The organism is Sphingobium sp. ZW T5_29, assembly GCF_044987515.1.
GTDB lineage: Bacteria > Pseudomonadota > Alphaproteobacteria > Sphingomonadales > Sphingomonadaceae > Sphingobium.
On record NZ_JBJDRM010000002.1, the window covers coordinates 1 to 24009 of the forward strand.

A 24009-nucleotide genomic window follows, 5' to 3' on the forward strand; every position below is an offset into this window, starting at 1 on the left:
CCTCCTGCCTTTCGAAACCTGTTTCGAATGTTCTTACATCATCGGCCACTACGATACCCCTCAGACGAGGGGCGAAACATAGACAAATCAGCGCTTACGAAAATGTGGGGAGGTTTTTGCGCTTACGGATCACCGAGGACGAGTTCGTGGCGATGCGCGACGCGCGGGACGCGACACTGACCGCGCCCCGGCTCCTGTTGCCGTCGATCCAGGTCAATGTGCGGGCCGGTCGATTTCCTCGGGCCGAGCCGAACGGCATCCGCTACCTGCGTATTCCAGTGACGGATATCAGCGGCACGCTGGACATACCGCAATAGCAGCGGCCCTTTACACCGCGACTGCAAGTTGTCGGGGCAAGGCCATGTGAAGCCGGTTTCGTCCACCGCGCTTGGCCTCGTAAAGAGCGCCGTCCGCCCTGGCGAGGAAATCGAGGCAGGTTTCGCCCGGCTCATACTGCGCCGCGCCGATGCTCGCCGTGACAGACAGGCTTGTTCCGTCCGGCAAAGTGAGGATGCGTTCGTTGAGGGAACCGATCATCCGGTTGCCAAGCGCCGCTGCTGCTTCGACCGTGCTATCGGGGGCGACCACCACGAATTCTTCGCCGCCATAACGCACGACAGTGTCCACCGTTCGGATCTGTCCGGCGATCAATGCGCAGACATGGCGGATCACCTGATCGCCGATCGGGTGTCCGTAGGTGTCGTTGATGTGCTTGAAATGGTCGAGGTCGATGACGAGTGTCGAGAGGGGCTGGCCCGAGCGCCGCGATCGGCTCGTCTCCTCGTCGAGCTTGGCATCGAGATAGCGGCGGTTGAACACGCCGGTCAGCGGATCGCGCATGACGTCGCGCTCGAGCGCGGCGATGCGGACGATATCGTTGGTGGTGAGGTGAGACAGGCGCGCCACGATCAAAACGAAGGCGCCGCCAGCCATGAGAATAGCCGAAACGATGAGTTCGGCCGCCGTCACAGGCGCGCCGAGCAGAAGAAACGCGAAGCCGGCATATCCCGCCAGGAAAAGCATTATCATAGCGCGAAGGTAGCGCCACGCCGTTCGCAGGCTGCCCTCTCCCAGCTTGCCAAGGATCGCCGAAATCGACGGCAGCGCGGCAGCGAGAAGCGCCATACCTATCAATATCATAAAGGGGGAAAGCCAGGCCATCAATGGCACCTAGCGCAATAAGGTAAATTGATTCCTCTAACGGGTCATTACTCACCCCAAGTCTTTGCCTCTTTCGGAAAGCACATGAATCCTGACGGGGCTGCGCGTCAGGGCAACGCAGCCGCGTCAAAAGAGGATTTCTGATGTGTGGCACGCTTCCTTGAGATCAAGCAGCCCATCGCGGAGGATTGTGCCGTTGCGCTTGGCGCGCAGTATCAGCCCCTTTGACCGGTCGCCCTTGTCGATGACCTGAACCTCATTACCGCTGGCCATGACAATCGTCAGATCGCGCCTAAAATCCGCGATCTGCGCGCGGAAGCCGGTGCTGGAGGTGGCGGTCTTGAAGGCGACGCTGCAACCGGCGGCATCGACATCGAGAACAGCCCTCGGCGTGCGGCCTTCCTCAGTCGTGCCTGCAACCGTAAGATCGCCAGAGCGTGCGATCCGGGCAATAGCTGCGATACGATCACCGTTGCTTGCGACCGCCGATGCCGGAGGCTCACCATGTGCAGCGCCAGCCAGAAGGGAGGCGACGAGGCTGGCGATCATCACAACGGGCTTCCCTGGTGTGTGCCGGTCATGGCCTGGCCGCCGCTTCCGCCTGTATGCGGGCCAGCAACGCCTGCGCGCGCTCGGTATTGCCGCCGTGCGGGTTGGCAGCGATGGGGAGAATTGCGGCAGCAGCCTCCGCATAGCGATGGCGGGATGCCAGCGCTGTCGCCGCGTCAATCGCTATATCGCCCACCAGCGGCGCAAGCTCGTGCGCGGTCTTCAGCTGCTCGACCACCGCATCCGATTGTCCTGTGGCTGTGTTGGGGGTGGTGAGTGCGAGCCTGTAGAGCGCCGTGTAATAGCTGGGATCGGCCGCGACGGCCTTTGCGAACCATCCGTGCGCGGCCGCATAGAGTTCGATGCGCTTGGCATCATCCCAGCGGCCTGTGAAAAAGTCGGCCTGGCCGCGATAATAGAATAGTTCCGCATCGGATGCCCCTGCGGCGATCAGACGATCCAGGATCGCAACACCGGCGGAGCGGTCACCAGAACCGACCTCGGCGCGCGCCAATATGCGCTGGGCATAGCTATCGCCGGGATAGTGCGCCGCAACCGACCGGATCGCTGCCAGCGTCTGGGCCTCAACTGCCGGATCGGGAATGCCAAGGTTGAGGGCAAGCTGGCGCAGCAGTAGGTCATCGGCGGATGCGGGCAACGCGCTGACCGTGATGGTGGAAGCTGGCCCCTGATCGCGTCCCATTGCGCCGAACCCAATTCCGCCGTCCCTGTAGCGCTTGAGATCGGCATCGAACGCGGCGTGATCCTTACCAAAGGCGCTTTGGAATGCTGCCGGTTCGGCGATGCCTCGATGCAGATCGGCAAGGTATCGGGTCAGCGCCTCGCGCCGCTCGGGTGCAGAGAAGAGATAATGCACGATCAGCCAACTCTCCGCGTAAAATTGCGGAACCTGCGCGGCAGACAATCCAGCGCGACCCGACGTGAAGATACGCTTGACGGGCAGCCACGTGCCTTGGAGCAGACAGGCCGCCCTGCTTGGGTTCGGGCGGCCTATCTCGATCCGATCGCTGAGAAAGCGGACGGTCATCACATATTCGGCGAAGCCCTCGCTATACCAGGTCGGATAAGCCGCCGGATAATAGCGGTTCATGAAGTGATGGGCATATTCGTGCAGCAGCACTTCCTCGCCGCCAAGGCCGGGACGATCGCCCCGGACCGCCAGCGCCGCAGTGCCGCCGACCCGCGCCATATAGACGCCCAGGGCATTTTCGGGGAGGCGCACGACCTGGCGCAGCTTGCCGGCGGAGCCGACCAGATAGACCTTGAGCGGCGCTGGCGACGGCGGCGCTGTGGTCCCCGTCAGCGTCCTGAGCAGCCGATCATAGTTTTCGAGCAGCTCCGTGGATTCACGTAGGCCAGCCTCGCTGCCGTCGCTGGTGACCATGAAATTGGCCGATCGCGCTTCCATCCAGCGAGCTTGGGCAATGGATGGAGCGAGCGTCCCAAGAACCAGACACAGCAGTCCGCACCGGCGGATCATCGCCTTGATCGCCCTGTTCATGCCAACGGCGCCTTCGCCGCCCAGCAGCCCGCCATGTCGGATCGCAGACGCTCGGCCCAGTCGGCGAGCGGGGTCCGGACATTTGCCTTGATCCGAATAGTGCCGGCATGGCCGCTCTCATAACGCCCAGGCGCTTCGAGCGTGTACATTGTGCCATCCATCGTGACGATAATGTTGTCGGCGCCTCCTGGAGGGGCGAACTGCATCGTCCCCATATCCCGCATCGCCTCGATCACCGGGCGCATTGCCGGACAACTCCGGCTGTCTGCCCAACTGACTTTGAGGCTGTCGCCTTGCCGATCGCGTTCCTCACGACGCATCCAGTAATCGAGTTGTTTCCTGCCGCGATCGTCGCGAATGGTGCCGATGGCGATTTCCGTGTGGGTTTCGCCAAGCGCCGGTTCGATACGCACCGTCGCCCATTTGCCGAACGGCGTGCCAGTGGCAGGCGCCGGTTGACCGATTGCGGTCGATGCCGCCTGCGCCAATAGAAAAAGCGCCGTCATCCCCATCACCCCCATTCCTTCCATGTCACTGATCTCCGGCCAGGAGATATTACAACATCGGCTTTGACACACCTCATTCTTGTTTATGAGAATCATTCGCACTACTGACCGGATTAACACAGGTTGGTCAGGTCCGGGGGAAATATGAGGTTTCAAAGTGGTTTACGCATTTCGTGCGCGCTTGTGGCGTTGACGTTGGGCACGGCCGCCAGAGCGGATGAGTCCGGGGAAGACCAACAGCGTACCGACATTATCGTGACAGGCATGCGCGATGGATATGTGCCGCAGGACAGCTCCGCCGCGAAGGTGGCGCTGCCGCTCCGGGATATCCCCCAGTCGATCGCGGTGGTGCCCGCCGAGGTGCTGCGCGACCAGCGCGCCCTGTCGCTCCAGGATGCCGTCCGAAACGTACCCGGCGTCACCCTCGCGTCGGGCGACGGACAGCGCGACGAATTCCGGATACGCGGCTTCACCGCCATCGCCGACCAGTTCGTGGACGGCTTCCGGGATGACGCCCTCTATTATCGCGACCTGTCGAACGTCGATCGGGTCGAAGTCATCAAGGGACCGGCGGCGGTGCTTTATGGCCGGGGATCATCGGGCGGCCTCGTCAATCGCGTGACCAAGAAACCCGATGGCGACATCACCGCCTTCGTCCTCTCGGCAGGCTCCTTCGACAGTTACCGGGGCGAGCTGGATATCGGTCGGCTCGATCAGAGGTCGCATGTCGGGTTCCGGCTGACCGGCGCCATCGAGGACAATGGCAGCTTTCGCGAGCAACAGTTCCTCAAGCGCTTTGCGCTGGCCCCGTCGCTGCTGATCGGCAGCGGACAGGATACGACGATCCTGCTCCAGGCCGATTACATCAATGACCGGCGCTTGATGGATCTCGGCATACCGGCCCTGAATGGCCGCCCGGTCGATGTGCCGCGTTCCACCTACTATGGTGCTGCCAACGCCCGTGACGCCGACCTGGCGCATTCGGAGGTGCTGTCGCAGCGGGTGGCCGTGACCCACCGCTTTTCCGACACGCTCAGCCTGCGCAACGGGTTCAACCACTATCGCTACACGCTGGACCGGCAGAGCACGATCCCTTCGGCGGTGAATGCGGCCGCGCAGACGGTCACGCTGGCACACAGCCGCTTCGATCGCGACGAGGAAGGCTGGTCGAACCAGACTGAACTTACCCAGAAGCTCAACCTGCTCGGGACCGCGCACACCATCCTCTATGGCTTCGAGATCGCGCATCAAAGCAAGGGGAGCAAGCGCTTCGCAGGCCGGACCGTCGCGGTGACGTCGATCTTCGATCCTGTCCTGCCGGTGGTCGATAATGACAGCTTCAACACATTCACCGATAATAGCGTCACCCGCCTCGATACGCGCGGCCTCTATGCGCAGGATCTGATCGACTTCGGGCATGGCATCAAGGCGATGCTGGGCCTGCGGCATGACTGGTTCATCCAGAAGACCGACCGGCGTCTGCCCGGCCAGACCGATCTGGCCCGAACAGACCGCAACTGGAGCCCGCGCGCGGGTTTGCTGTTCCAGCCCGACGCGGCACAATCCTACTATGTGTCATGGAGCCGCAGTTTCCAGCCTTCGGCCGAGACCTTCGCGCTGGCGGCCACCAACACCGATATCGAGCCGGAACAGACCACCAACAAGGAAGTCGGCGCGAAATACGTGCTGTTCGGGGGCCAGCTGTCGGTGCAGGCGGCCGCCTTCATCCTCCGGCGCACGGGGATCAAAGGCACCGATCCCGTCACGCAGCGCATCGTGCCGATCGGCACGCAGCGCACGCGGGGCGTCGAGCTGTCCGCCGCGCTGGACCTGCCGGAAAATGTCCGCGTCATCGCGGGCTATACCCACCTCGATACGCGCGTCACGGACTCGGCGACCCCAAGCCTGATCGGCAAGCGCGCCACGCTCACACCGCTTAATTCGGCGAGCCTCTTCTTCACCAAGACGATCGCCACGCGCTACGGCCTGGGCGGCGGCGTCAACTATGTCGGCGATCGCTGGGCCGATCCCGTCAATACCACGGTGCTGCCATCCTATGTGACGTTCGACGCGCTGGCCTGGGCGCAGTTCGGTCCTGTCCGCCTTCAGCTCAACGCCTATAATCTGACCAACAAGCGCTACATCATCGCAGGCCACGGCACCTCGCCAATCCTGAACCTCCCGGGAGCGCCGCGCTCGGTTATCGGCACGGCCCGCTTCAGCTTCTGACAGATTGCAGAGAGAGCATGGCCTTTTCCAATGATCGCCGCTTCAACTGGGGGTGCCTCGTCTCCGCGATCCTCGGTGTCATCGTGCTTCCCACGCTGTTCGGCGGACTGATGATCGGCGGAGGCGGATGCGAAGGCAGGCCGTCTCCCTGCGAAGGCGATTTCACGCATGTCTGGATCATCATGGGCCTGGCGATAGCCGGATTGGCCATAGTGGTCTGGCTCCTTAACAAGCTGATCGCATTGATTTCTCGGGCGAGGCGCTAAGCGGTTATGATGATAGCGACACTGCTAATGCTGGCCCAGGCCACTTCCCTGCCGCCCGAAACATGGAAAGAGCGTAACCATCCCGACATGCCTTCGCTTCCGGCATGTGCCCTCGGCGCTGGTGTGCCAGTGATCGAAAGGATGGCCGACCTTCCGCCGACTGTGGCGGCCGAGCTGGTCCGCTTCTTTGCACCCGATATTATCTCCGAGGCCGATGGCCCGTTCAACAGCACCGACGTTATCGGTGGGAATGTTCCGACCCGGAGATTCATCCGCGCCTATCATGTCGGTAGCGACTGGATCGTCTGGTATGAGCTTGGCGGCGGTCGGGTAGCTGGCCCGCGCACGATCGCGCTGCACGATCGGAACGCGCGGAAGACGATGATGGTCGCGCCGGGAACAACGTTCGCCGGCGATCTCTGTGCAGCGTCCAAGGCAATCGTGAGCGGGGTGAGAACGGCTGCTCCGTAATCAGATGCCGGTCTTGGGTGCTGACCAACCAGCGCGGTTCAGCGTGTCCGCTAGGGTCGACCGGGGCACGTTGAACGTGCGGCTGATTGACGATTTGCTGGCACCGCCAGCAAGGGCGGCGGTAATCTGCTCAAGCTTCTCCGCATCGATCGTCGGCGGGCGGCCACCGTATCGGCCGCGTCGTCTGGCCGCCGCGAGACCCGCCATGATGCGTTCGCGCGTCAGCGCCCGCTCATACTGGGCCAGCGCGCCGAACAGCGAAAACAGCAGCTCGCCATGTGGCGTCCCGGTATCCATCTGTTCGGTAAGAGACCGGAACGAGACGCCACGCGCCCTGAGATCGGTCAGGATCGAAAGCAAATGCGGCAGGGATCGGCCGAGCCGATCCAGCTTCCAGACGACGAGCGTATCGCCGGCTGCAAGATATTCGAGGCAGGCCCGCAAGCTCGCCCGGTCCTCGCGAGCGCCGGATGCCTTGTCGGAATAGAGATGCCGGCTATCGACGCCGGCTGCAACCAGCGCGTCGCGCTGGAGATCGACCGATTGCCGGTCGTCGGTGGAAGATACGCGCATGTAGCCAATGAGCATGTCGGAAAACCCCTGATAGCTTGTTGTCGGACAGCCCTCCTTTCCGGCAGAGTTTGTCGGACGCTATGGGATTTAGGATGCGCAGCGGATCGCTGGGTTTTCCGGGGGCCGCCTGTTCGCGGCCGAATCTGTCGTCGGTCGCATCAGGGGGTGGCGCTTATCGTGTGATTTCCGACATCCAGCGCGGTAGTGTCGGCGCGCCTCGCCAAATAACTTGCGCTTGTTCAGTTGATTACTGGCTTCCCACCGCATCATATATCTCAAATGATGCGGTAGTGTAACACTATCACCTCAATTCATCGGTTTCATCTCAAGATAAGTCATCAGCGTCTGATGAAGAAAACGTAGCCGTACTTCCTGATAACGACTGAACATTACATTCTTTACGCCGCCAGCCTTGAGGCCTTCTTGTTGAAGGCCAAGGTTCTGACAATCCTGATCGTAGATAAGTCCATGCCAAGGCTGAAACGCTCCGCTGTCCGCATAGGTGTCGTTAGGACCAAGATCGATCTGATCTACGTATGGGAAATCAGACCCGTCCTTGGGCTTCGGCCGGAAGATCATGAAATCGAAGCGGGTATGATCGGGGCTGTCGCCGACCGGCACGAAGCGGTAAGCGAATGGATAGGGTAGCCCTTTGAACAGAATGAAGTTCGGAAACACGGAATATTGAATTGGGTCACAGGCCTCTGCATCGGTCAGATGGCTGAAATCCTCACCGAAAATCCTGCCCAATTCCGTACGGTTCATGTCAGCAAGGAAGCCGCGCGCCGTTTTGCCCTCGGGTAGTGGCGGGACGTTATTGGTATCGCCGGTCACTGCACCGAACGTGGCTTTCCAAATTTCGGCCTCGGTGATCGGGGTGGGGTACTGATCGCTCGGGATGCCCGTCGGCTCGCAGAAGCGACTGACATTTCCGTTTTCGCCCCACACGTCATATTGCGTGCTGGCATCGCCGCCAAAGGGCAAAGCCTGTGAATGGAGTTCGGCGACATGGAAAGCTTCAATGAAGGCCTCCATGCAACATTTCCAGTTGGCATTCAGCACCTTGGTAACGCGGGTCGCCAGATAAACATCATCGCGCGACCAATCGGCGAACTCATCGATCAATGGGCCGAGATACTCTTCCAGCGAGGGCGCGTCAGGATCGCGATTGACAAACACGAAGCCGCCCCAAATGCCTACACGCGCCTCGGGCAAGGCGAGCTCAGAATCCGCGACCGGATCAAAATCCCACCGAGCCGGCAAATTTTGCAAGGAACCGTCAAGGTTCCAGGTCATGCCATGATAGGGGCAACGAATTCGGTTCAGACTGGTGTCGGACGCGCACAGCTTCATGCCACGGTGGAGGCAGCCGTTATAGAAGGCTTTGATGACATCAGGCGCGCTGCGCATGATGATCAGGGCCGCGCCGGGCGAATCATAGAGTACGCAATCGCCAACCTCCCCGACTTCCTCGACACGGCAGGCGACCTGCCATGTGCGCGACCACATCCGTTCTTTTTCGCGATCGAAGAAGTCTTGGCTTGTGTAACGCTCACGAGGAACGCGCGGAATCTCGATATGCGCGGGATGCGTTTGGCGAAGTCTCGCCGGCGCCGCAACCGGGTCTGACGCTATCACCTCCTGATAGGTAGGGGCAGGGCTGTCTCGATATGTGGGAGTGCCATTCGAGTCGAAGTAATCAGCCATAGTTTAATCTCCTGTACCCAACTCACCCAGACCCGTCCGCCTGATCAGCAAATCTGCGGGATCTCAATCAGCCGTTGGGGATCGCACCAGTCAGCAGATAGCCGCCCTCGACTGGGAGCGCATGGCCGGTGACCAGCGAAGCCGCATCCGAACTCAGCCACAGGATGGCGGCCGCCAATTCTTCGGGTCGTCCAAGACGTTTTTCCAGATTGGCGACCTGCTCAATCATCGAGCGTTCAGCTCCGACCATACTCATCTTCAACGCCAGCATGGGTGTATCTGTCACACCGGGACAAACGGCATTGATACGGATATTGCGGGCGGTATACCCTAGGGCGGCACTGCGCGTCATAGCTAGGACAGCCGCTTTCGTGCCATCATAAACGGCACTATCCGCTCGTGAGCGGAGCGCGTTCATCGATGCAACATTCACGATCGATCCGCCACCCTGGCCCAGCATCGCTGAAATCTCGCGCTTCATGCACAGAAATACACCCATGAAGTTGATGTCCATCACGCGCCGGGCCGTCTCGTCCTTCACATCGGCGAGCGCGGTATCTTCCAGTTCCACTGCTGCATTGTTACAGGCGAAATCAATGCGTCCATATGCAGACATGCAAGTATCGATCAGTGCATCTACATCGTCTGGCGACGTGACGTCTGAGCGCACGAAAATGGCTTCGCCGCCTGCCGTCTTAATAGCGTGCGTCGTCTCTTCGCCACCCTCGGTTTGAATGTCGGTGACGATTACGTTCGCACCGGAGGAAGCATAGGCCAAGGCGGTTGCGCGGCCAATGCCGCCTGCTGCCCCTGTCACCAAGGCTGTCTTGCCCGCGAAATTATATGTCAGGTCGGTCATATTCTGAAACCCTGCACATTTGCGGCAATGACCTAAAGAGTCAGGCCGGACTGAATTATCACGTTGTCGTTAGAGGCGGCCGGCGATCACGCGTGGTGGAAAATGCGCTGTTTGCCGTCCCACTGCGCTGCGGCTTTCTTTACCGCGTCGAACATGCTGCTGACGCCTTCTGAGAGGCAGGCGACTTCCATGACGACGTCCTGCTCACCTTCAAACAGGAAATACGCCAGTTTGTCCTCGCCGATTTGCCCACCCTGAATGCGCTTGCCACCGCGTCCGACAAGATCGTCGGCAGTCTGGTTGAAATCGGAACTGAACACGCAAAGATGCTGTACACCTGAGCGTCCCTGCTCCAGCCAATCGGAAAAGATAGACGGGCCGTTTGGCTCGATGAGTTCGATACAGGTGTCGCCCGAATAGGACACCGCTGCGGAATAGGTAACGACCCGGTCCTCACCGAGATAGTCCGAGGAGTCGAAAGTGATGTCACGCAGCAGCATGAACGGGCCGACACCCAGCGTTTCCGTCCACCAGGAAATTGAGGCTTCCAAATCGCGGGTGACATAGGCCACCTGATTAATGCCCGTTGCAGCGGTAAACATAATCGGAGCCCTGCTTATACCAGAGAGAAATCCCGTACGGGATCGGTGCCATCGAAATTCACCGACGCGCTCTTAACCCGATGATAGACGGACAGGAGCGGTAGGGACGGTTCGTACAACTCAACAAAATGCCCAAATTGCTTGGTCGCATCCATCATCGCAAATCCTGCCCCTGGCTGAACTTCTCCATAGAAGCCCTCGGAAAACCCAGCTGCCTCGAACTCCTTCATTGCGGTGGGCAGATCATCCACGATCAGCGCTATGTGATGAAAGCCGGGACCGCCATCGGGGTAGAGATCGGAGAAGACCGACGGTTCGGAGCTATGGACCTGCACCATTTCGATCATGACGTCGCCCCATTGGCCATAGGCGGAGGTATGATCGAAGACGCCGGGCTTGCCGCGATAGCGCGCCAAACTCATCGGGATATGCTCCATCACGAAATAGGGGCCAGAGCCGAAAGCCTCGGCATGTTGCCGGGCAGCCTCGCGAGCGTCCGGTACATAGAAAGCGACCTGCCGGATCGGGTAGCGCATGAAAGTCTTGGTCGACATAAAAGGCTCCCGCAAGTTATTCAGGCTGTCAGATGGGCAATGGCCTCGGGAGGCATCACCGCGAACAGCTCACTTTCGGACGGATTGCGGCGCAGGGTCAGACCGCCATTCACCTGCAGATTCTGGCCCGTCATGAAACATTCGTCGCTCGCGAGCCAAACTGCAGCATTCGCGATGTCGTCAGCAGTGCCAATCCTGCCCAGCGGATATTCCTTGAGAAATGCTTCCAGCACCGGGCCATGCATGAGAGAATCGCCAGCCATGGGGGTTGCTGTAACACCGGGAGAAATCGAATTGGCGCGGATACCTTGCTTGCCAAACTCATTGGCGACGGTGCGCAAGACATGGTCGATTCCCGCCTTGGTACCCATATAGGCCGCGTGGTGATCCAGCATGATTGTCGCCGTGGCAGACGAAATCTGAATGATCGATCCGCCATTCTTCATGGCGCGAACAAGTGACTGGAAGAAAAAGAAAGGTCCCTTGAACTGGATCGCCGTGATCTTGTCGAGGTCATCTTCCGAATTATCGAGAAACGGCCGCAAAAGACCCCATCCGGTCGCATTTACACCAATATCGACCTTACCGAACTTTTCGATCGTAAAGTCTGCGATGCCCTCGACCTGTTCCTTGCTGGTAATATCGCATTCAAACGCGACGCCGCCGATTTCGTCGGCAAAACCCTTGAACCTATCGATGTTGCGGCCTCCGACAACAACCGTCGCGCCCTGCTGGGCAAAGACGCGGGCTATCACCTGCCCCATGTTGCCGTCAGCGGCGCCGCCCAGCACGATCGCCACTTTTCCTTCCAGACGCATCGCGTTCCTCTCCATTTTCTCTCTCCGATGAGTATAGCAGCATTGCGTGCGCGGTCAATATATTAAGTAGGCATAATAAATGGCTGCGTGGAATATGTGCACGCTGATGAAGCGTCGGCGGCGCTGACCGGGTGGCTCCGTAGGAAAGAAGATTGCCTTTCCCAGCGGGTAGCGTCATTTCGGGGCAAGGTCCGAACGGCGCTTTGCTATCGACCTTGCGACAAAGACAGTGGGATTATGGACGTACCGAAAAGAAGCAGATCTCGCCCACCGGAGCGTAGTGATTTCGAGCACTCGCGGTCGAATCCAGTCACGTTCGATTCGAAGGAGACGACGCCATATCTGATTGCAATGGTCGCGAGATTTCAGACGCATCTTTACAGCGTTCGGACGGCAGGCACCGGAGTGAGTCTGGCGGGAGCATTTCTGTTACTGGAATTGAGCCAGGAAGAACCTCTTTCGCACTCCGATTTGAGTTCGAGGTTGTCGATCGCGCATGCGACCGTCGGCCAGACGTTGAAACGTCTCGAGCATGGAGGCTTCGTTGAACGAAGCATCAGTAGCGGTGACAGGCGCAAGGTAAAAGTCAGACTCACGGATAAGGGACGAGAAGTCTGCGGATCACTCCGCACGGAAGGCGAAGTCCTCGCCGAAAGTATCCGCGTTGTACTCGGCGACAGAAAAGAAAGAGAACTCCGGGACTCTTTGCTGAAACTCGCATCCTATTTTAAGGTATAACGCAGGCGGCATAAGCGATGTGCCGTCTATCTGACGCATTCGGAAGCGTGGAGCCGCAATCAGGCAAAAGCGGCCCAAGTGCCGTGTTCCGGGCAACCGGTGTAGCTTGCCGGACGGATCGGCGTCCCCCGCATCGGCGTCGTGGTCGCGATTAAAGTGATAGGCGACGCCTCACTCCGATCCACGGAAGACTGACCGCTCCGTCGAGCACGACAATCAGGTGAAATCCGCTAGGTCTGCTTCCGACGTAACCTGTCGTTCGCCCGTCAGTGTGGAATGACGTATAGTGGTCGGCAGGAGCCCCAAGGCCACTCCGCCACTCCTCGTCGGCAAGCGTTCGTCAGTTGGCCAATATGGCCATTGGAGAACGATCATGGAGATGCCTGAAACAGAAGTCACCGCCACCAAGCGCCAAGTCTGGAATGCCGGAAGAACCGTGGGCGCAAAGCGCGCCCTGAAACCAAAGCAAATCTGGGAGATTCGATTCTACCTCAATCAGCGACGCCGCTTGCGGGATCGCGCGCTGTTCGACCTTGCGATCGACAGCAAGCTCCGTGGCTGTGATCTTGTGCGAATGAAAATCGGCGACCTAGTCAGCGGCGGACAAATCAGGACGCGCGCGATCGTGATGCAACAGAAAACAGGTCGGCCTGTTCAGTTCGAACTGCTGCCGGACGCCCGGAACAGCCTACTGGTATGGCTCGAAGGCCGGGGCGGCACGGTGGACGATTATGTCTTTCCGAGCCGGGTGGACCACAATGGGCATCTCAGCACTCGCCAGTATGCCCGGCTCGTCGATGAATGGGTGACGGGGGTCGGCTTGATGCGAAGCGACTATGGCACCCACTCACTTCGCCGGACGAAGGCATCAATCATCTATAGGGCGACCGGCAATCTGCGTGCCGTCCAGATTCTTCTCGGTCATAGCAAGATCGAGAATACGGTGCGCTATCTCGGGATCGACGTGGAAGACGCGCTCACCCTTGCGGAGAACACTGAAATTTGAACTCATCGGCTCCTCGTCGTCGGCGAGGAGCCGAAATCGGACCGTGGGACTTACCTGCCGCTCATCAGCAATGTGCCGAACGGCATGTTATGCCAACAGCTGACATTCGGCGATCACCAAGGCGACCTACGGGAAAAGGCAAAAACTGACCGATTGCACAATGTCCGATCACTGGCAAGTAGGTGCTGGGCTGCCCGTCAGCTGACGGGCGCCACGGTGACTTGCAGAACGCTAAGCCGCCGCTCCGCAGTCGACCAATTGCAGACGAGATGATAACGTTGGGACTGGCTCGAAAGCTGACATCTCCGATGATGACAAATAATATCAGGGAGACCGAGAGATCGCAGCGATGTCTTTACTACGCTGCAATGACTACCCCGTCGTCCCGTGAAACCGTTTGGAGATGAAATGACCGGTGTCGATGGGCCTTGGGGTAAACGAAAAGGAGATGATGGGAATCGCCAGCATCTGACTCAAGCGGGAGTCGCCTTGGACGGTAGCTTGATTGCCACTGGAACCATGCATCATCCGATTGACGAGAATGGCTATTTCCCATCACCTGACGCGCACCTGTTAAGGATTTCTCGCGTGAGAGGATGCCGAATAGTGCGATGTGCAGCGTCGCGCGAACCATCTGGCTTCCACACTGTCAAAGAATTGGGATCGGAACTCCACCTACCCCGTTGGCTTGCAGACCTTATCAACCGCGCTCTCAATCACGGTGTTAAACAGCCGATCCATGTCAGTGCAATGCATCAGGACGGGGGGCTTTCCGACTCAACGAGCACGATTAAGACCCGCATACAGCCATTGACGCATTGGGTAGTACACATCGACGAAGATAAGGGTGTCATCAATGTCACTCTTGCCGCGACGCTGCATGCTACGTTACTTGAAGAATGGAATACGTCTACGGCTAACTACTGGTCGCCAAAACAGCAGGAGAAACTGGAAGTTAATTTCAGCGCTGATGCCATTGACCGCTCTGGCAGTCGAAGCTTTTGCCTCCCCGATGGAGAACTTGAAATGCGGCCGTGACTTTGCCGCTTGGCTCGGCCTTGTCCCACGCCAATTCTCCTCGGCGGCAAAGAGTGGCTTGGGCGCATATCGAGGGCTGGGCAGGCCGATATCGCAAGCTGCTGATTATCGGTGCCAAGTCGCGCTTGAACTGGCTCGGTCGTAGATCGACTCCGGAAGGCGCGTGGGTGGCGCGCATGATATCGCGCAAACCGAGGATGCTCGTGGCGATCGCTTTGGCCAACAAGATGGTGCGGACAATTTGGGCGTCGATGACCCGCCATGGGGATTATCGAGATTCGGCGCTGGTGCCAGCAGCATGATCGACACGCTGCATAATCTACCTGATGTCGGATAAAGGGGGTGCGAGAAGGCGATGACCCGAATGGGCAAAATAATCGAACAGATCTGGATCAGGAAAACCAGGTGAGTGACGAGAGCATTACAGCTCGACGGTTAGATTTAGACTTGATCCGCAGATCACCATACCCGCCAGCGGCTTCTGGAAAATGCCGCAGATACAGGTCTCACAGAAGACCGCACTCGATCACACGCTCCGAGGATATGAAACCTCTTGCATCACGGGCGGCAACCACAGAAGTCGTTCAGCCCAGGTTCGTTGACTGACGATGGTCGCTCGCTCACTTTAATGCTTTCAGTTCCATCGGATGATCCTCTCCCATCAGTTCCATCACCTCGATAAGGTTGCCATCCGGGTCTCTGCCATAAACGGCCTTCAGACTGCCGAGATTTTGCGGCGGTGCATGGAATGTACCGCCCGCCGCGCACATCCTTCCATAGACGTCGTCTATATCGGCGACATCGAGACAGATATGGCGCCATCCGGGCATGTTGGCCTCAGAACGTGGCATCGTGTCCTGGGGTAGCGGACTGCTGTATTGGAACAGTTCCAGAATCAGGTTGCCCGCGCTCAGCATGATCGCTTCGGCGCCGCTGGCCGAAAGGCCCACGACATTGTCGAAAAGGTCGGACCCCTCCTGGCCCGGTCGCCATCCGCCCTGAAGCACTTCGGTAAAGCCAAGGCCATCGCGGTAGAAGCGGATCGCACGTTCAAGGTCCGGGGTGACAAGTGCGACGTGATGAACTCCGCGGATCATATTAAGCCTCCTGCCTTATCATCGGCGATCAGGTTGTAGATGCAATTGAGCCACGTCGTCCCGGCCGATCTCATAGCGCCAAGTGGCGGATCGGATCGTCACCGCGCCAACCCTTTGCGGCATCGGCCACCATCGCGAACAGGTCGATCAACGAACGGACGGGCGGAAGCAGTTCCAGCATGCATCCTATCTCATCCCGCAAATCCATGTAGTAAACATCGGAGCCCTCGAAGGACCTGAACTGGCTGGCGGCACTCACTCCGCGCAAATTCAGTGATGCCACATCCTCTTCCAGCGTATCGGTCATCCGCAACACATGATGGAAACCCATGTTTCCGCGCGGCACGCTGTCCGTATATGCCGAAGGCCCTTCGCTGGTCTGCTCGATCAGTTCGATCTGCATCGGCCCGGCCTGCGCGATTGCGCCTCTGAACGAGAGAGGGACCGGCCGACCGCGATAGATTGCTTCGGGATGGTCGCTATCAGCCCAGAAGAAAGGACCGACGCCCATTCCGATCCAGTGCCGCATCGCCTTGTCCAGATCGGGGACCACCCAGCAGTTCTGGATGAGGTCGAAATTTCCTGAAGTCATGAGTGATGCTCCCAGTCCGTCTGTGTCCTGTCGGTCCAGTCGCTGCCGCTAAAGCCGACTGGTTTGCCGCGCGACGGCAGCGCCCGCCCGTCGGCCGAAGAAGGTGGCGGTGCCGACGAGCAATCCGCTAGCGTAGGCCGCGCCCTCGATAGCGATCGATGGCGCCATCTGCCCTGCGGCGAAAAGCCCCGGAACCGCGCTGCCGTCCGGGCGCAGCACCTGGCCGTCCACGTCCGTGTCCAGTCCGCCCAGGCTCAGCCCCGCATAATAAGCGGAATCGACGGAACAATCGATCGCCCCAAACGGCACTTCAAGGATCGGGTCCAGCCATTTCGGCTGTTTGTGGAACTCCTCGTCCTTACCATTCGCCGCATAGTGGTTATAGTCGGTGATCGTCTTTTCCAGCACATCAGCAGACATGCCGAGGTCCATCGCCATCTCTGGAATGTTGTCCCAGGCGCCGACCACTTCATGCTTTACCTCCGCGTGCAGTTCGCCAAGCAGCGGACGGCCGAAATTGCGGTTGTCGCAGATGAGGTAAGCCTTGCCGCCGGGCTGATCGAGTACCGCGTGCGACGAGCGCGAATGATAGACGTCTTCGGCGACGAAGCGCTTACCTTCCACATTCACCAATATGCCCTTGATCAGGCTTTCAGGCGGATAGAAAGGAGAGGTGACGATACACTGATCGAGATTGACCACCGCGGCGCCGACGCTTTCGCCAAGCGCGATGCCAGAGCCGTCAGCGGTCGGCACGCCGAGCGGCACCACGCCTTCGCGGGACAGAAGCGAGGCCGCGGCGATATCCGGGTTCCACTCCGCGCCGCCGGTGGACAACAGGACGGCCTTGCGCGCGCCGATCACGGCGTTGCGGCCCTCGCTGCGATATTGAACACCGACCACGGCGCCCGACTCATTGCGGACCAGCGCGTTCACCGTCGCATCCGGAATGATCCGCACGCCGAGGGCATTGACGCGGGCGAGCAGATGATCAAACACGATATGCCCGGCATAGCCCGCCCCCGGCTTGTGCCCGCGCGGCATTGGATTCGCGACGTCCGGAAAGGGATATGCCGCTTCATTGCCGGATTCGAGCAAGGTGTCGTCTGTCATCGGCTGAAAATGCTTCTCGGGATAGAAGCGGTCGTTGAACGGCATCCCGAGCGAAATCAACCAGTCGTAATGCGCAAGACTATCCTGGCAATAAAGATCGATCTTGTCGGCGTTGGCGCGGGGCTGCGCCGCTTTCAAATATCGAGCCATGTTGTTCGGTGTGTCGGAAAAGCCGTTCGCCACCTGAGGCGACGTCCCACCGCCCAGGTAGATGATACCGCCCGAAACGGCGGTGGATCCGCCGCCGCCGGTCGTTCTTTCAATGACCACGACGTCGGCTCCCGCTTCAGCAGCAGCGATCGCGGCCGAGGCGCCTGCACCGCCAAGACCCACAATAATTACATCCGCGATTTCGGACAGTTCGGCTTTCCCGGCGTCCATTGCGGCTTCTATCTTTGCCATGTCTTTGTTCCAATCTTCATTATTCGTCGATCTGGCTTTCGCACTCTTCCACATAGAAAAGCTTCGTCTTTGACTGATCGACGAATTTGCGCTCGTCCTCGACAATGACCGCCATCGTTTCCGGTTTCATGAGATTTGTCAGCATAGCTTCGTACGTCGCTCGGTCATCGCACCAGACCTCGGTAATCACGTCGAAATCTGCCTCCGATGCTTCGCCAGTCGTCGGGTAGGGCGCCGGTGTGACATAGCGTCGTACGTAATGCCGAGCCTGCGGCATTAAGCGCCTGCCGAGCGGCGCGTGCTTTTCTTCATAATATCGCTGGAAATCTTCAGCAGACATGCCTGCTCGACGCTTCAGGAACGTCATTGTCTTGAACATCCTTACCTCCTTATCGATTTTTTCAATGTCGTTGGATCAATGGGGGCCGCCGCTTTCGCGCCTGTGCGGCCGGGCAAGGCAAAGCCCATCACGTAATCGCCCGAGCCGGACTGCAAAGACGCGTTGCCGCCGACCGCAATCACGATGAACTGTCGCCCCGATTTCGGGCTGACATAGGTCATCGGCGTCGCGTGGCCGCCGACGGGCAAGCGGGCTTCCCACAGTTTTCGGCCCGTCGTCAGTTCAAACGCCCAGATAGCGCGGTTCTGGCTCGCGGCGATGAAGATCAGGCCTGACCGGGTGACGAGAGAGCCCCCTTGATTGGGAACGCCCATCCACAGCGGCAATCGACTGCGAGAGCCGAAGGGGCCACTGTCGGCCGCGCTGCCCAATGGCTGCTGCCAGAGCATTTTGCGTCCAGTCAGGTCGATGGCCCCGATCATGCCGAACGGCGGTTCGGTACAGGGTATGCCAAGGGGTGACAGGAATGCTTCCGTCAGCAGCGCGAACGGCGTGCCGATCTGCGGCACGGGATCACCCGCATGGGCGCCCCCGCTGATTGACGGCTTGATCGCCGCCGCGTCGGCACGCGGCACGAGCCGGGTATAATTGGCGACGCGGTTCCAGTTCACCACGGCAATGTGCCGTTGCGGGTCCACCGAAGCGCCGCCCCAGTTCATCCCACCCAGATAGCCCGGATAGGTGATCGTTGGCTTCAGGCCCGGCGGCGTCATCGGACCATCGTAGCGGGCCTGCCGGAATTTGATGCGGCACCAGAGCTGGTCCAGTGGGGTAGCGCCCCACATCGTCCGCTCGTTCAACGCGATATCGCCAAGAGCGGGCATGCCCGTCGAAAATGGCTGGGTGGGCGAAGTCCAGTCCCCCGACGCGGCGCCCTGCGCGACTTTCCGCTCCTCCACGGGCGCCAGCGGCTTGCCGGTGCGGCGATCGAGCAGGAACAGCTCACCACGCTTGGTCGGCTGGAGCAGTGCTGGCACGATGCGTCCCGCAACCGGCAGGTCCAGCAGAGTCGGTTGCGCAGGCACATCATAATCCCACAGGTCGTGATGCACCGTCTGGAAGGACCAGCGTACCGTCCCGATCCGCGCATCCAGCGCGACGACCGACGACGCATAACGTTCGGACGCCGCCGATCGATGCGCGCCCCAATAATCGGGCGTAGAATTTCCCATGGGCAGATAGATCAGGCCAAGTTCCTCGTCCCCGCTGATCGGCGCCCAACTGTTGGGCGTGCCGCGCGAATAGGTTTGCCCCGGCGGAGGAAGGCCGCGCTCGTCCGGCCGTCCCATGTCCCAGGCCCAGGCCAGTTTGCCGGTGCGCGCGTCGTAGGCGCGCACCACGCCCGATGGTTCGCCGACATATTGGCCGTCCAGCACCCAGCCGCCGACGATGATGTTGCCGGCGATCACCTCCGGTGCGGAACTGACATAATAATAGCCGTTGCGAACATCCCCCATGCCCGGCTTCAGATCGACCGCGCCTTTGTCCCCAAAGGCAGCGCAGGGCCGCCCACTCCGCGCATCGAGGGCCAGTAGCCTAGCGTCGCCCGACGTGCTCAATATCCGCCGGGCGCACGGACCCGTCGCGTCCGGCACCTGATAATAGCCGACGCCGCGACAATGGGTGGTCGGTGGCACCACTCCGCCCGGATCGAACTGCCACAGCCGCCGTCCGGTATCGGGATCGAGGGAAACGACGACATGGTCTGGCGTGCAGACGTAGAGGCTTCCGCCCACCATCAGTGGCGTCGCTTCGAACCCCAATCCCGGGTTCTTCGCCCCCGTACGGTATGTCCAGACCCGTTCCAGTCGGCTGGCGTTGGCGGGCGTGATCGCCGCTGCCCGGCTGAATCGCGTGCCTGCCAGGCTGTTGCCGTAATGCCGCCAATCCGCGCCTCCGCTGGCGATCGCGCGATCACTCGCAGCCGGCGTTTCGATCCGTGTGCCAAGGTAAAGGAGCGTCCCGGCGGCGACCGCGATCAGGACAGCGCCCGTGATCGGCAGCCATTTCGACAAGCGCATCAGGATAGGCCAGAAAACCCACACGCCCAGAACCAGCGGTGCGAGCAAGCGAGCCTGCAGCCCCCATGGGTCGAGGCCAGCCTCCGCCAGCGACCAGAGCGCCGTCGCGAGGACCATTGCGCCGTAAAGCCACGGTCCCCGCCAGTCGCCTCTCACAACCAGCCAGGCCGATCCAGCCACGGCCAGCCCGGCAGCGAAATAATAGGCGCTGCCGCCAAGAAGGATGAGCCAGCAGCCTCCTCCGGCAAGCACCAGAGCGATCAGCATAAGGACCAGCGCGAGTATCGGTCGCCTGTTCCGCAAGGCAATATTGGTCAAGGGGCGCCTCCGGCTATTCCGGACGTCTTTTGCGGAAGGTCAGAATTTAAAGCCGATCTCTCCACCGAAGGTGCGCGGCGCGCCTGGCGCGGACAGATAGCCGCCATTATTGGCGATCGCGAAATAGGCGATATTGTTGTGCACGCCGGTGATGTTCTTCATCCAGAATCGGAAGGAGAAGTTGGGCAGGTCTGCCGGGCTGACGGAGACGGCCGCATCGACGAAGGTGTGCGCGGGTTCCTTGATGACATTGTCGGAATCCCAGTTGAACCTGCTCGCATAATTCAACGATCCATCGAAACTGGCCGTACCGAACCCGCCCAGATCGATCGTGTAGGATGCGCCGGCGCTCAGCTTGAGCTTCGAGGCATAGGGCATCCGGTTGCCGCTGGCGTCGATGAAGATCTGGTTCAGGTTGAAGTTGCCGACCGACGCGACCAATTCCGGACTAGCTCCATTCGCCGTCAGGATCGCGCGGCACTGGTCGTTCGATATGACCGGCGACGGGCAATAGGATGGCGCACCCCGGAAGTCGCGGAACCTGGCGTCGAGATAGGTCGCGCCAAGGGTCAGGGTAAGGCCGCGCGCCACAACTGCTGTCGCGTTGATCTCCGCCCCACGGGTACGCGCCGAACCGGCATTGACCAGTGCGACCAGCCCATTGCGTTGCGCCTGAACCTGCGGGTTTGATATGTCGTTCCAGAACAGCGCACCGTTCAGCCGCAACCGGCGATCGAACAATTCCGTCTTCAGGCCGATCTCATAAGCATCGACCACTTCCGGCTCGAGCGGCGCCGTATCGAGGGGAAGGGTGTTGAAGGTCCCGGCTTTGTAGCCGCGGCTGTACGAGGCGTACATCATCACGTCCGGGCTGAAATGATGATCGATCGATCCCTTGTACGTCCATTTCTTGAAGGTCTTGCTCGCCCTGAAGTCGGGTGAAGTCAGATCGACTGGGTCCGGCCCCGCAGCGCCCGCCGACAGGGTGGTCGTTGTCCTTCCGAGGCCAGCAATTTTATCGACCGTGTAGCGCAGCCCGCCGGTCAAATTCGTATCCGGGGAAAGCGGATAGGTAATCTGGCCAAACCCGGCATAGGATTTGATCCGCTGCCTTCCGAGCAGCGCGACATTGTCCACGCCCAACAGCTTGGGACCCAATCCGTTGATGTCGGTCGGATTGTAACCTTGCAGAGCATTCAAATAGAATGCGCCCAAAACCCATTTAACCTTCGATCGTGCGTTGGATTTGAGTTGGAATTCTTGCGAGAATTGCCGATCAAGCGTGTTCAGTTGATAGCGGAGCTGATCGACCGGCGAATAGTCGCCTTCGGAATAATATAGCTCCTTGTTGCGTCGGATCGCCGTGATGCTGACGAAATCAGCAAAGCCCATTTCCTGGTCAATGCGAACCGATCCCCCGTAACCGCGTGACCGATCATACAGGTTGAAGTTGGTGTTCGTGTCGTAAAAACCCAGCGTCGGTTGCGGGTTAGCCGGAGATGGCTGGCCCGGAATCATCGGGAACCCGTTATGCAGGCCGTCCGGGTAACCCGCCCGGGTGCCGGGAAACGCGCGATTATAGGCACCCTGTTCGTTATAGGATTTCTGGTAATAGCCGATCAGCTTGATGGTCGTGCCTTCCGCCACGTCGAACAACAGTTTGCCACGCAGGCTGACATGGCGCTCGCGATAGGTGTCGAGGCCCGTATTGATGTCCCGGCCCCAACCGTCGTTCTGCCGGTTAACGTCTACCGCGAGATTGGCCGCGATGCCCTCGGCCAACGGCTGATTGACGTAAAGCTGGGCAGAAACGGTATCATAGTTGCCGTAGCCGACCTTCCCTGACATCTCGCGGTCCATTGTGTCCGGATCGCGCGTATAGATAGAAATGACGCCGCCTGAGGCATTTCTCCCAAACAAGGTTCCCTGTGGTCCCTTCAGCACTTCCACCCGCTCGACGCTGCCGAGCGAGAAAAACGGATAGGACGCCCGCACGAAATACACGTCGTCAATATAGACGGGAACGCTCGCTTCGTTACCGGCCGTCGTGACCGGATTGCCGACACCGCGGATAAATGTGGTGACGACACCGGAGGCATGGCCGATCTGAAGCGCCGGATCGATTCGGTTGAGTTCCTGCACCGTCGTGATGCTGTTGGCCGCCAGACTTTCTCCTGCAAGCGCGGTGACGGAGAGCGGGGTATCCTGAACATTCTGAGAGCGCTTCTGCGCCGTGACGACGATGTCCTGAAGCCCGCTCTGGTCGCTCGACGCCGCCGCCGATGGAGAGGCCGGCGTAGCCTGTGCAAGAACGGCGCCACCGGCAAACATGGCGCCCGTTGCCAACGCTACACCACTGACACGCGCATAAAGATTCGACAAATGTCGCATTTCTGCCCCTCTCCCGCTTCGCCCGTTTCATAGGCGATTATCGGGTTATGATAGCGGGACGGATCGGCCTGTAAACAAAAAAACGACAGATGTCTGTTCTTTTGTTTAAGAGCTTGGAATGTTACCTCGCGCTCCGAGGTTCAACGGAAAACCACATTTTCATTGCATTTACTGCGGGCCTGGAAGCCGCAAAACGAGCACGGTTCGTCAGAATTTTCCAGCCTTTCGAGCCAATAACTCGATGATTTCGACACATGTCTCAATCTGCTCGGGCCGACCGGCTGACAGGATGTTCTGGAGTGCGGCGGCGATCCGTTGTTCGGATGAACCCCGCTCGGGATCCTGCCACGAGCCGAAGCGACGCTCCACATCTTTGACATAACTCAGGGCTACGTGACGGACTTCCCTGGCATAGGCATCTGTTATGCGCCCATGTTGACGAAGGCTCACTTCGAAAACGGCGGTGATCAGCATTGCCAGGACACGGAAGGGGTGCAGTTCGCTTTCTGGGTCAATCGGCCAATCGACTTGCCATAAGGCTTCGAACAGTGTCACCGTTTCGCCATGATAGCCCGTGACGAAGGATGTCACGTTCAGTTGCAGGAGAATTGCCACCGTTCTGTCGAGGCTGTGCGAATTGTTGAAAAAATCGATCGCCGCATCGATCACATAAACGACCACTTCCTCGAAACTGTTCGGCTTCCTTTTTCTGACGTAATCCAGCACGAACGGTCGGATTTCTCCGAGATAAACGGCCGATAGGTGATGATATAATTCATCCATGCCGTTGAAATAACGATAGATGGAACTGCGCTTTGTGTTGGTATGGGCAGCAATCATGGTGATCGTGATGTCTTCGCGGCTGTGATGCCGCAGAAGCTCAAGCGTTGCCTTGACTATATCGTCGATGTTGACCCGGCCATATGTCTTGGGCTGCTTGCTGGGCGATCGCGTCGGCGCATCTGTAACAGCAGAAGCATTCGACTGCCGCTTGGACACTCGCAGCTTTCGGGTCTCGCGTTCGGAGACTGGCTCTTTCTCAACCTTCATGCTCAAGGTTACTATAAGCCCGACTC

24 protein-coding genes and 1 pseudogene are annotated in these 24009 nt (G+C 59.6%); 8 read left to right on the plus strand and 17 right to left on the minus strand.

Features of this window, described 5'->3' with window-relative positions; all coding sequences use genetic code 11:
• Window positions 1-128 precede the first annotated feature (128 nt).
• A pseudogene (locus ACI3KQ_RS01445) lies at window positions 129-317 on the plus strand (MBL fold metallo-hydrolase); the annotation flags it as partial.
• 10 nt (window positions 318-327) lie between these two features.
• On the opposite strand, the gene ACI3KQ_RS01450 reads toward ACI3KQ_RS01445, so the two are convergent.
• The 4 genes from ACI3KQ_RS01450 to ACI3KQ_RS01465 form a co-directional block, all read right to left on the minus strand.
• On the minus strand, window positions 328-1161 hold the full coding sequence (locus tag ACI3KQ_RS01450; protein ID WP_404954083.1) for a diguanylate cyclase: 834 nt from the start codon (window positions 1159-1161) through the stop codon (window positions 328-330).
• 126 nt (window positions 1162-1287) lie between these two features.
• The gene (locus tag ACI3KQ_RS01455) at window positions 1288-1710 is read right to left on the minus strand and encodes a hypothetical protein (protein WP_404954085.1); all 423 of its coding nucleotides are present in this window, start codon (window positions 1708-1710) and stop codon (window positions 1288-1290) included.
• Between the two features lie 28 nt (window positions 1711-1738).
• A complete protein-coding gene (locus ACI3KQ_RS01460) occupies window positions 1739-3232 on the minus strand; it encodes a hypothetical protein (RefSeq protein WP_404954087.1) in 1494 nt (497 codons plus the stop codon).
• Window positions 3229-3738, minus strand: a complete 510-nt coding sequence (locus ACI3KQ_RS01465; RefSeq protein ID WP_404954089.1) for a hypothetical protein — start codon at window positions 3736-3738, stop codon at window positions 3229-3231. Before ACI3KQ_RS01465 ends, ACI3KQ_RS01460 begins: the two co-directional genes overlap by 4 nt.
• 195 nt (window positions 3739-3933) lie before the next feature.
• Between ACI3KQ_RS01465 and ACI3KQ_RS01470 the strand changes: the two genes are divergently transcribed.
• From ACI3KQ_RS01470 to ACI3KQ_RS01480, 3 genes are read left to right on the plus strand one after another with little or no spacing between them, the layout of a single operon-like run.
• A complete protein-coding gene (locus tag ACI3KQ_RS01470) occupies window positions 3934-5967 on the plus strand; it encodes a TonB-dependent receptor (protein ID WP_404954091.1) in 2034 nt (677 codons plus the stop codon).
• A gap of 17 nt (window positions 5968-5984) precedes the next feature.
• The gene (locus ACI3KQ_RS01475) at window positions 5985-6233 is read left to right on the plus strand and encodes a hypothetical protein (RefSeq protein WP_404954093.1); all 249 of its coding nucleotides are present in this window, start codon (window positions 5985-5987) and stop codon (window positions 6231-6233) included.
• A 6-nt stretch (window positions 6234-6239) separates the two neighbouring features.
• A complete protein-coding gene (locus ACI3KQ_RS01480) occupies window positions 6240-6704 on the plus strand; it encodes a hypothetical protein (RefSeq protein WP_404954095.1) in 465 nt (154 codons plus the stop codon).
• Here the strand turns inward: ACI3KQ_RS01480 and ACI3KQ_RS01485 are convergent, their stop codons facing one another.
• From ACI3KQ_RS01485 to ACI3KQ_RS01510, 6 genes are all read right to left on the minus strand, one after another.
• Window positions 6705-7292, minus strand: coding sequence for a recombinase family protein (locus ACI3KQ_RS01485; RefSeq protein WP_404954097.1), 588 nt, complete (start codon window positions 7290-7292; stop codon window positions 6705-6707).
• Between the two features lie 291 nt (window positions 7293-7583).
• Window positions 7584-8984 carry an SRPBCC family protein gene (locus ACI3KQ_RS01490; protein WP_404954099.1) on the minus strand — a complete coding sequence of 467 codons (1401 nt, stop codon included), beginning with the start codon at window positions 8982-8984 and terminating at the stop codon, window positions 7584-7586.
• A gap of 67 nt (window positions 8985-9051) precedes the next feature.
• Window positions 9052-9843: a glucose 1-dehydrogenase gene (locus tag ACI3KQ_RS01495; RefSeq protein WP_404954101.1), complete on the minus strand. Its 792-nt coding sequence runs from the start codon at window positions 9841-9843 to the stop codon at window positions 9052-9054.
• 86 nt (window positions 9844-9929) lie between these two features.
• Complete coding sequence (locus ACI3KQ_RS01500) at window positions 9930-10445, minus strand: VOC family protein (protein WP_404954103.1); 516 nt, start codon at window positions 10443-10445, stop codon at window positions 9930-9932.
• A gap of 14 nt (window positions 10446-10459) precedes the next feature.
• The gene (locus ACI3KQ_RS01505; RefSeq protein ID WP_404954105.1) at window positions 10460-10999 is read right to left on the minus strand and encodes a VOC family protein; all 540 of its coding nucleotides are present in this window, start codon (window positions 10997-10999) and stop codon (window positions 10460-10462) included.
• Between the two features lie 20 nt (window positions 11000-11019).
• A complete protein-coding gene (locus ACI3KQ_RS01510) occupies window positions 11020-11799 on the minus strand; it encodes an SDR family oxidoreductase (protein WP_404954107.1) in 780 nt (259 codons plus the stop codon).
• Between the two features lie 369 nt (window positions 11800-12168).
• Between ACI3KQ_RS01510 and ACI3KQ_RS01515 the strand changes: the two genes are divergently transcribed.
• The 4 genes from ACI3KQ_RS01515 to ACI3KQ_RS01530 all read left to right on the plus strand — a co-directional run bounded on the left by ACI3KQ_RS01515 (window position 12169) and on the right by ACI3KQ_RS01530 (window position 14744).
• The gene (locus ACI3KQ_RS01515; RefSeq protein ID WP_404954504.1) at window positions 12169-12555 is read left to right on the plus strand and encodes a MarR family winged helix-turn-helix transcriptional regulator; all 387 of its coding nucleotides are present in this window, start codon (window positions 12169-12171) and stop codon (window positions 12553-12555) included.
• A 373-nt stretch (window positions 12556-12928) separates the two neighbouring features.
• Window positions 12929-13561 (plus strand): tyrosine-type recombinase/integrase, encoded by a 633-nt coding sequence (locus tag ACI3KQ_RS01520; protein WP_404954109.1) that lies wholly within the window; start codon window positions 12929-12931, stop codon window positions 13559-13561.
• A 408-nt stretch (window positions 13562-13969) separates the two neighbouring features.
• The gene (locus ACI3KQ_RS01525) at window positions 13970-14599 is read left to right on the plus strand and encodes a hypothetical protein (protein ID WP_404954111.1); all 630 of its coding nucleotides are present in this window, start codon (window positions 13970-13972) and stop codon (window positions 14597-14599) included.
• Window positions 14574-14744 (plus strand): transposase, encoded by a 171-nt coding sequence (locus ACI3KQ_RS01530; RefSeq protein ID WP_404954113.1) that lies wholly within the window; start codon window positions 14574-14576, stop codon window positions 14742-14744. Before ACI3KQ_RS01525 ends, ACI3KQ_RS01530 begins: the two co-directional genes overlap by 26 nt.
• 475 nt (window positions 14745-15219) lie before the next feature.
• Here the strand turns inward: ACI3KQ_RS01530 and ACI3KQ_RS01535 are convergent, their stop codons facing one another.
• From ACI3KQ_RS01535 to ACI3KQ_RS01565, 7 genes are all read right to left on the minus strand, one after another.
• Window positions 15220-15696, minus strand: coding sequence for a VOC family protein (locus ACI3KQ_RS01535; protein ID WP_404954115.1), 477 nt, complete (start codon window positions 15694-15696; stop codon window positions 15220-15222).
• A gap of 70 nt (window positions 15697-15766) precedes the next feature.
• Window positions 15767-16288 (minus strand): VOC family protein, encoded by a 522-nt coding sequence (locus ACI3KQ_RS01540; RefSeq protein ID WP_404954117.1) that lies wholly within the window; start codon window positions 16286-16288, stop codon window positions 15767-15769.
• A 48-nt stretch (window positions 16289-16336) separates the two neighbouring features.
• Complete coding sequence (locus ACI3KQ_RS01545) at window positions 16337-17857, minus strand: FAD-dependent oxidoreductase (RefSeq protein ID WP_404954119.1); 1521 nt, start codon at window positions 17855-17857, stop codon at window positions 16337-16339.
• Entirely contained in the window at window positions 17823-18182 is a 360-nt protein-coding gene (locus tag ACI3KQ_RS01550) for an EthD domain-containing protein (RefSeq protein ID WP_404954121.1), read from the minus strand. The genes ACI3KQ_RS01545 and ACI3KQ_RS01550 overlap by 35 nt, the downstream gene beginning before the upstream one ends.
• A 2-nt stretch (window positions 18183-18184) precedes the next feature.
• Complete coding sequence (locus ACI3KQ_RS01555; protein WP_404954123.1) at window positions 18185-20542, minus strand: membrane-bound PQQ-dependent dehydrogenase, glucose/quinate/shikimate family; 2358 nt, start codon at window positions 20540-20542, stop codon at window positions 18185-18187.
• A gap of 39 nt (window positions 20543-20581) precedes the next feature.
• A complete protein-coding gene (locus ACI3KQ_RS01560; RefSeq protein WP_404954125.1) occupies window positions 20582-22933 on the minus strand; it encodes a TonB-dependent receptor in 2352 nt (783 codons plus the stop codon).
• Window positions 22934-23140: 207 nt separating this feature from the next.
• Window positions 23141-23983 (minus strand): TetR/AcrR family transcriptional regulator, encoded by an 843-nt coding sequence (locus ACI3KQ_RS01565; RefSeq protein ID WP_404954127.1) that lies wholly within the window; start codon window positions 23981-23983, stop codon window positions 23141-23143.
• Window positions 23984-24009: the final 26 nt, after the last annotated feature.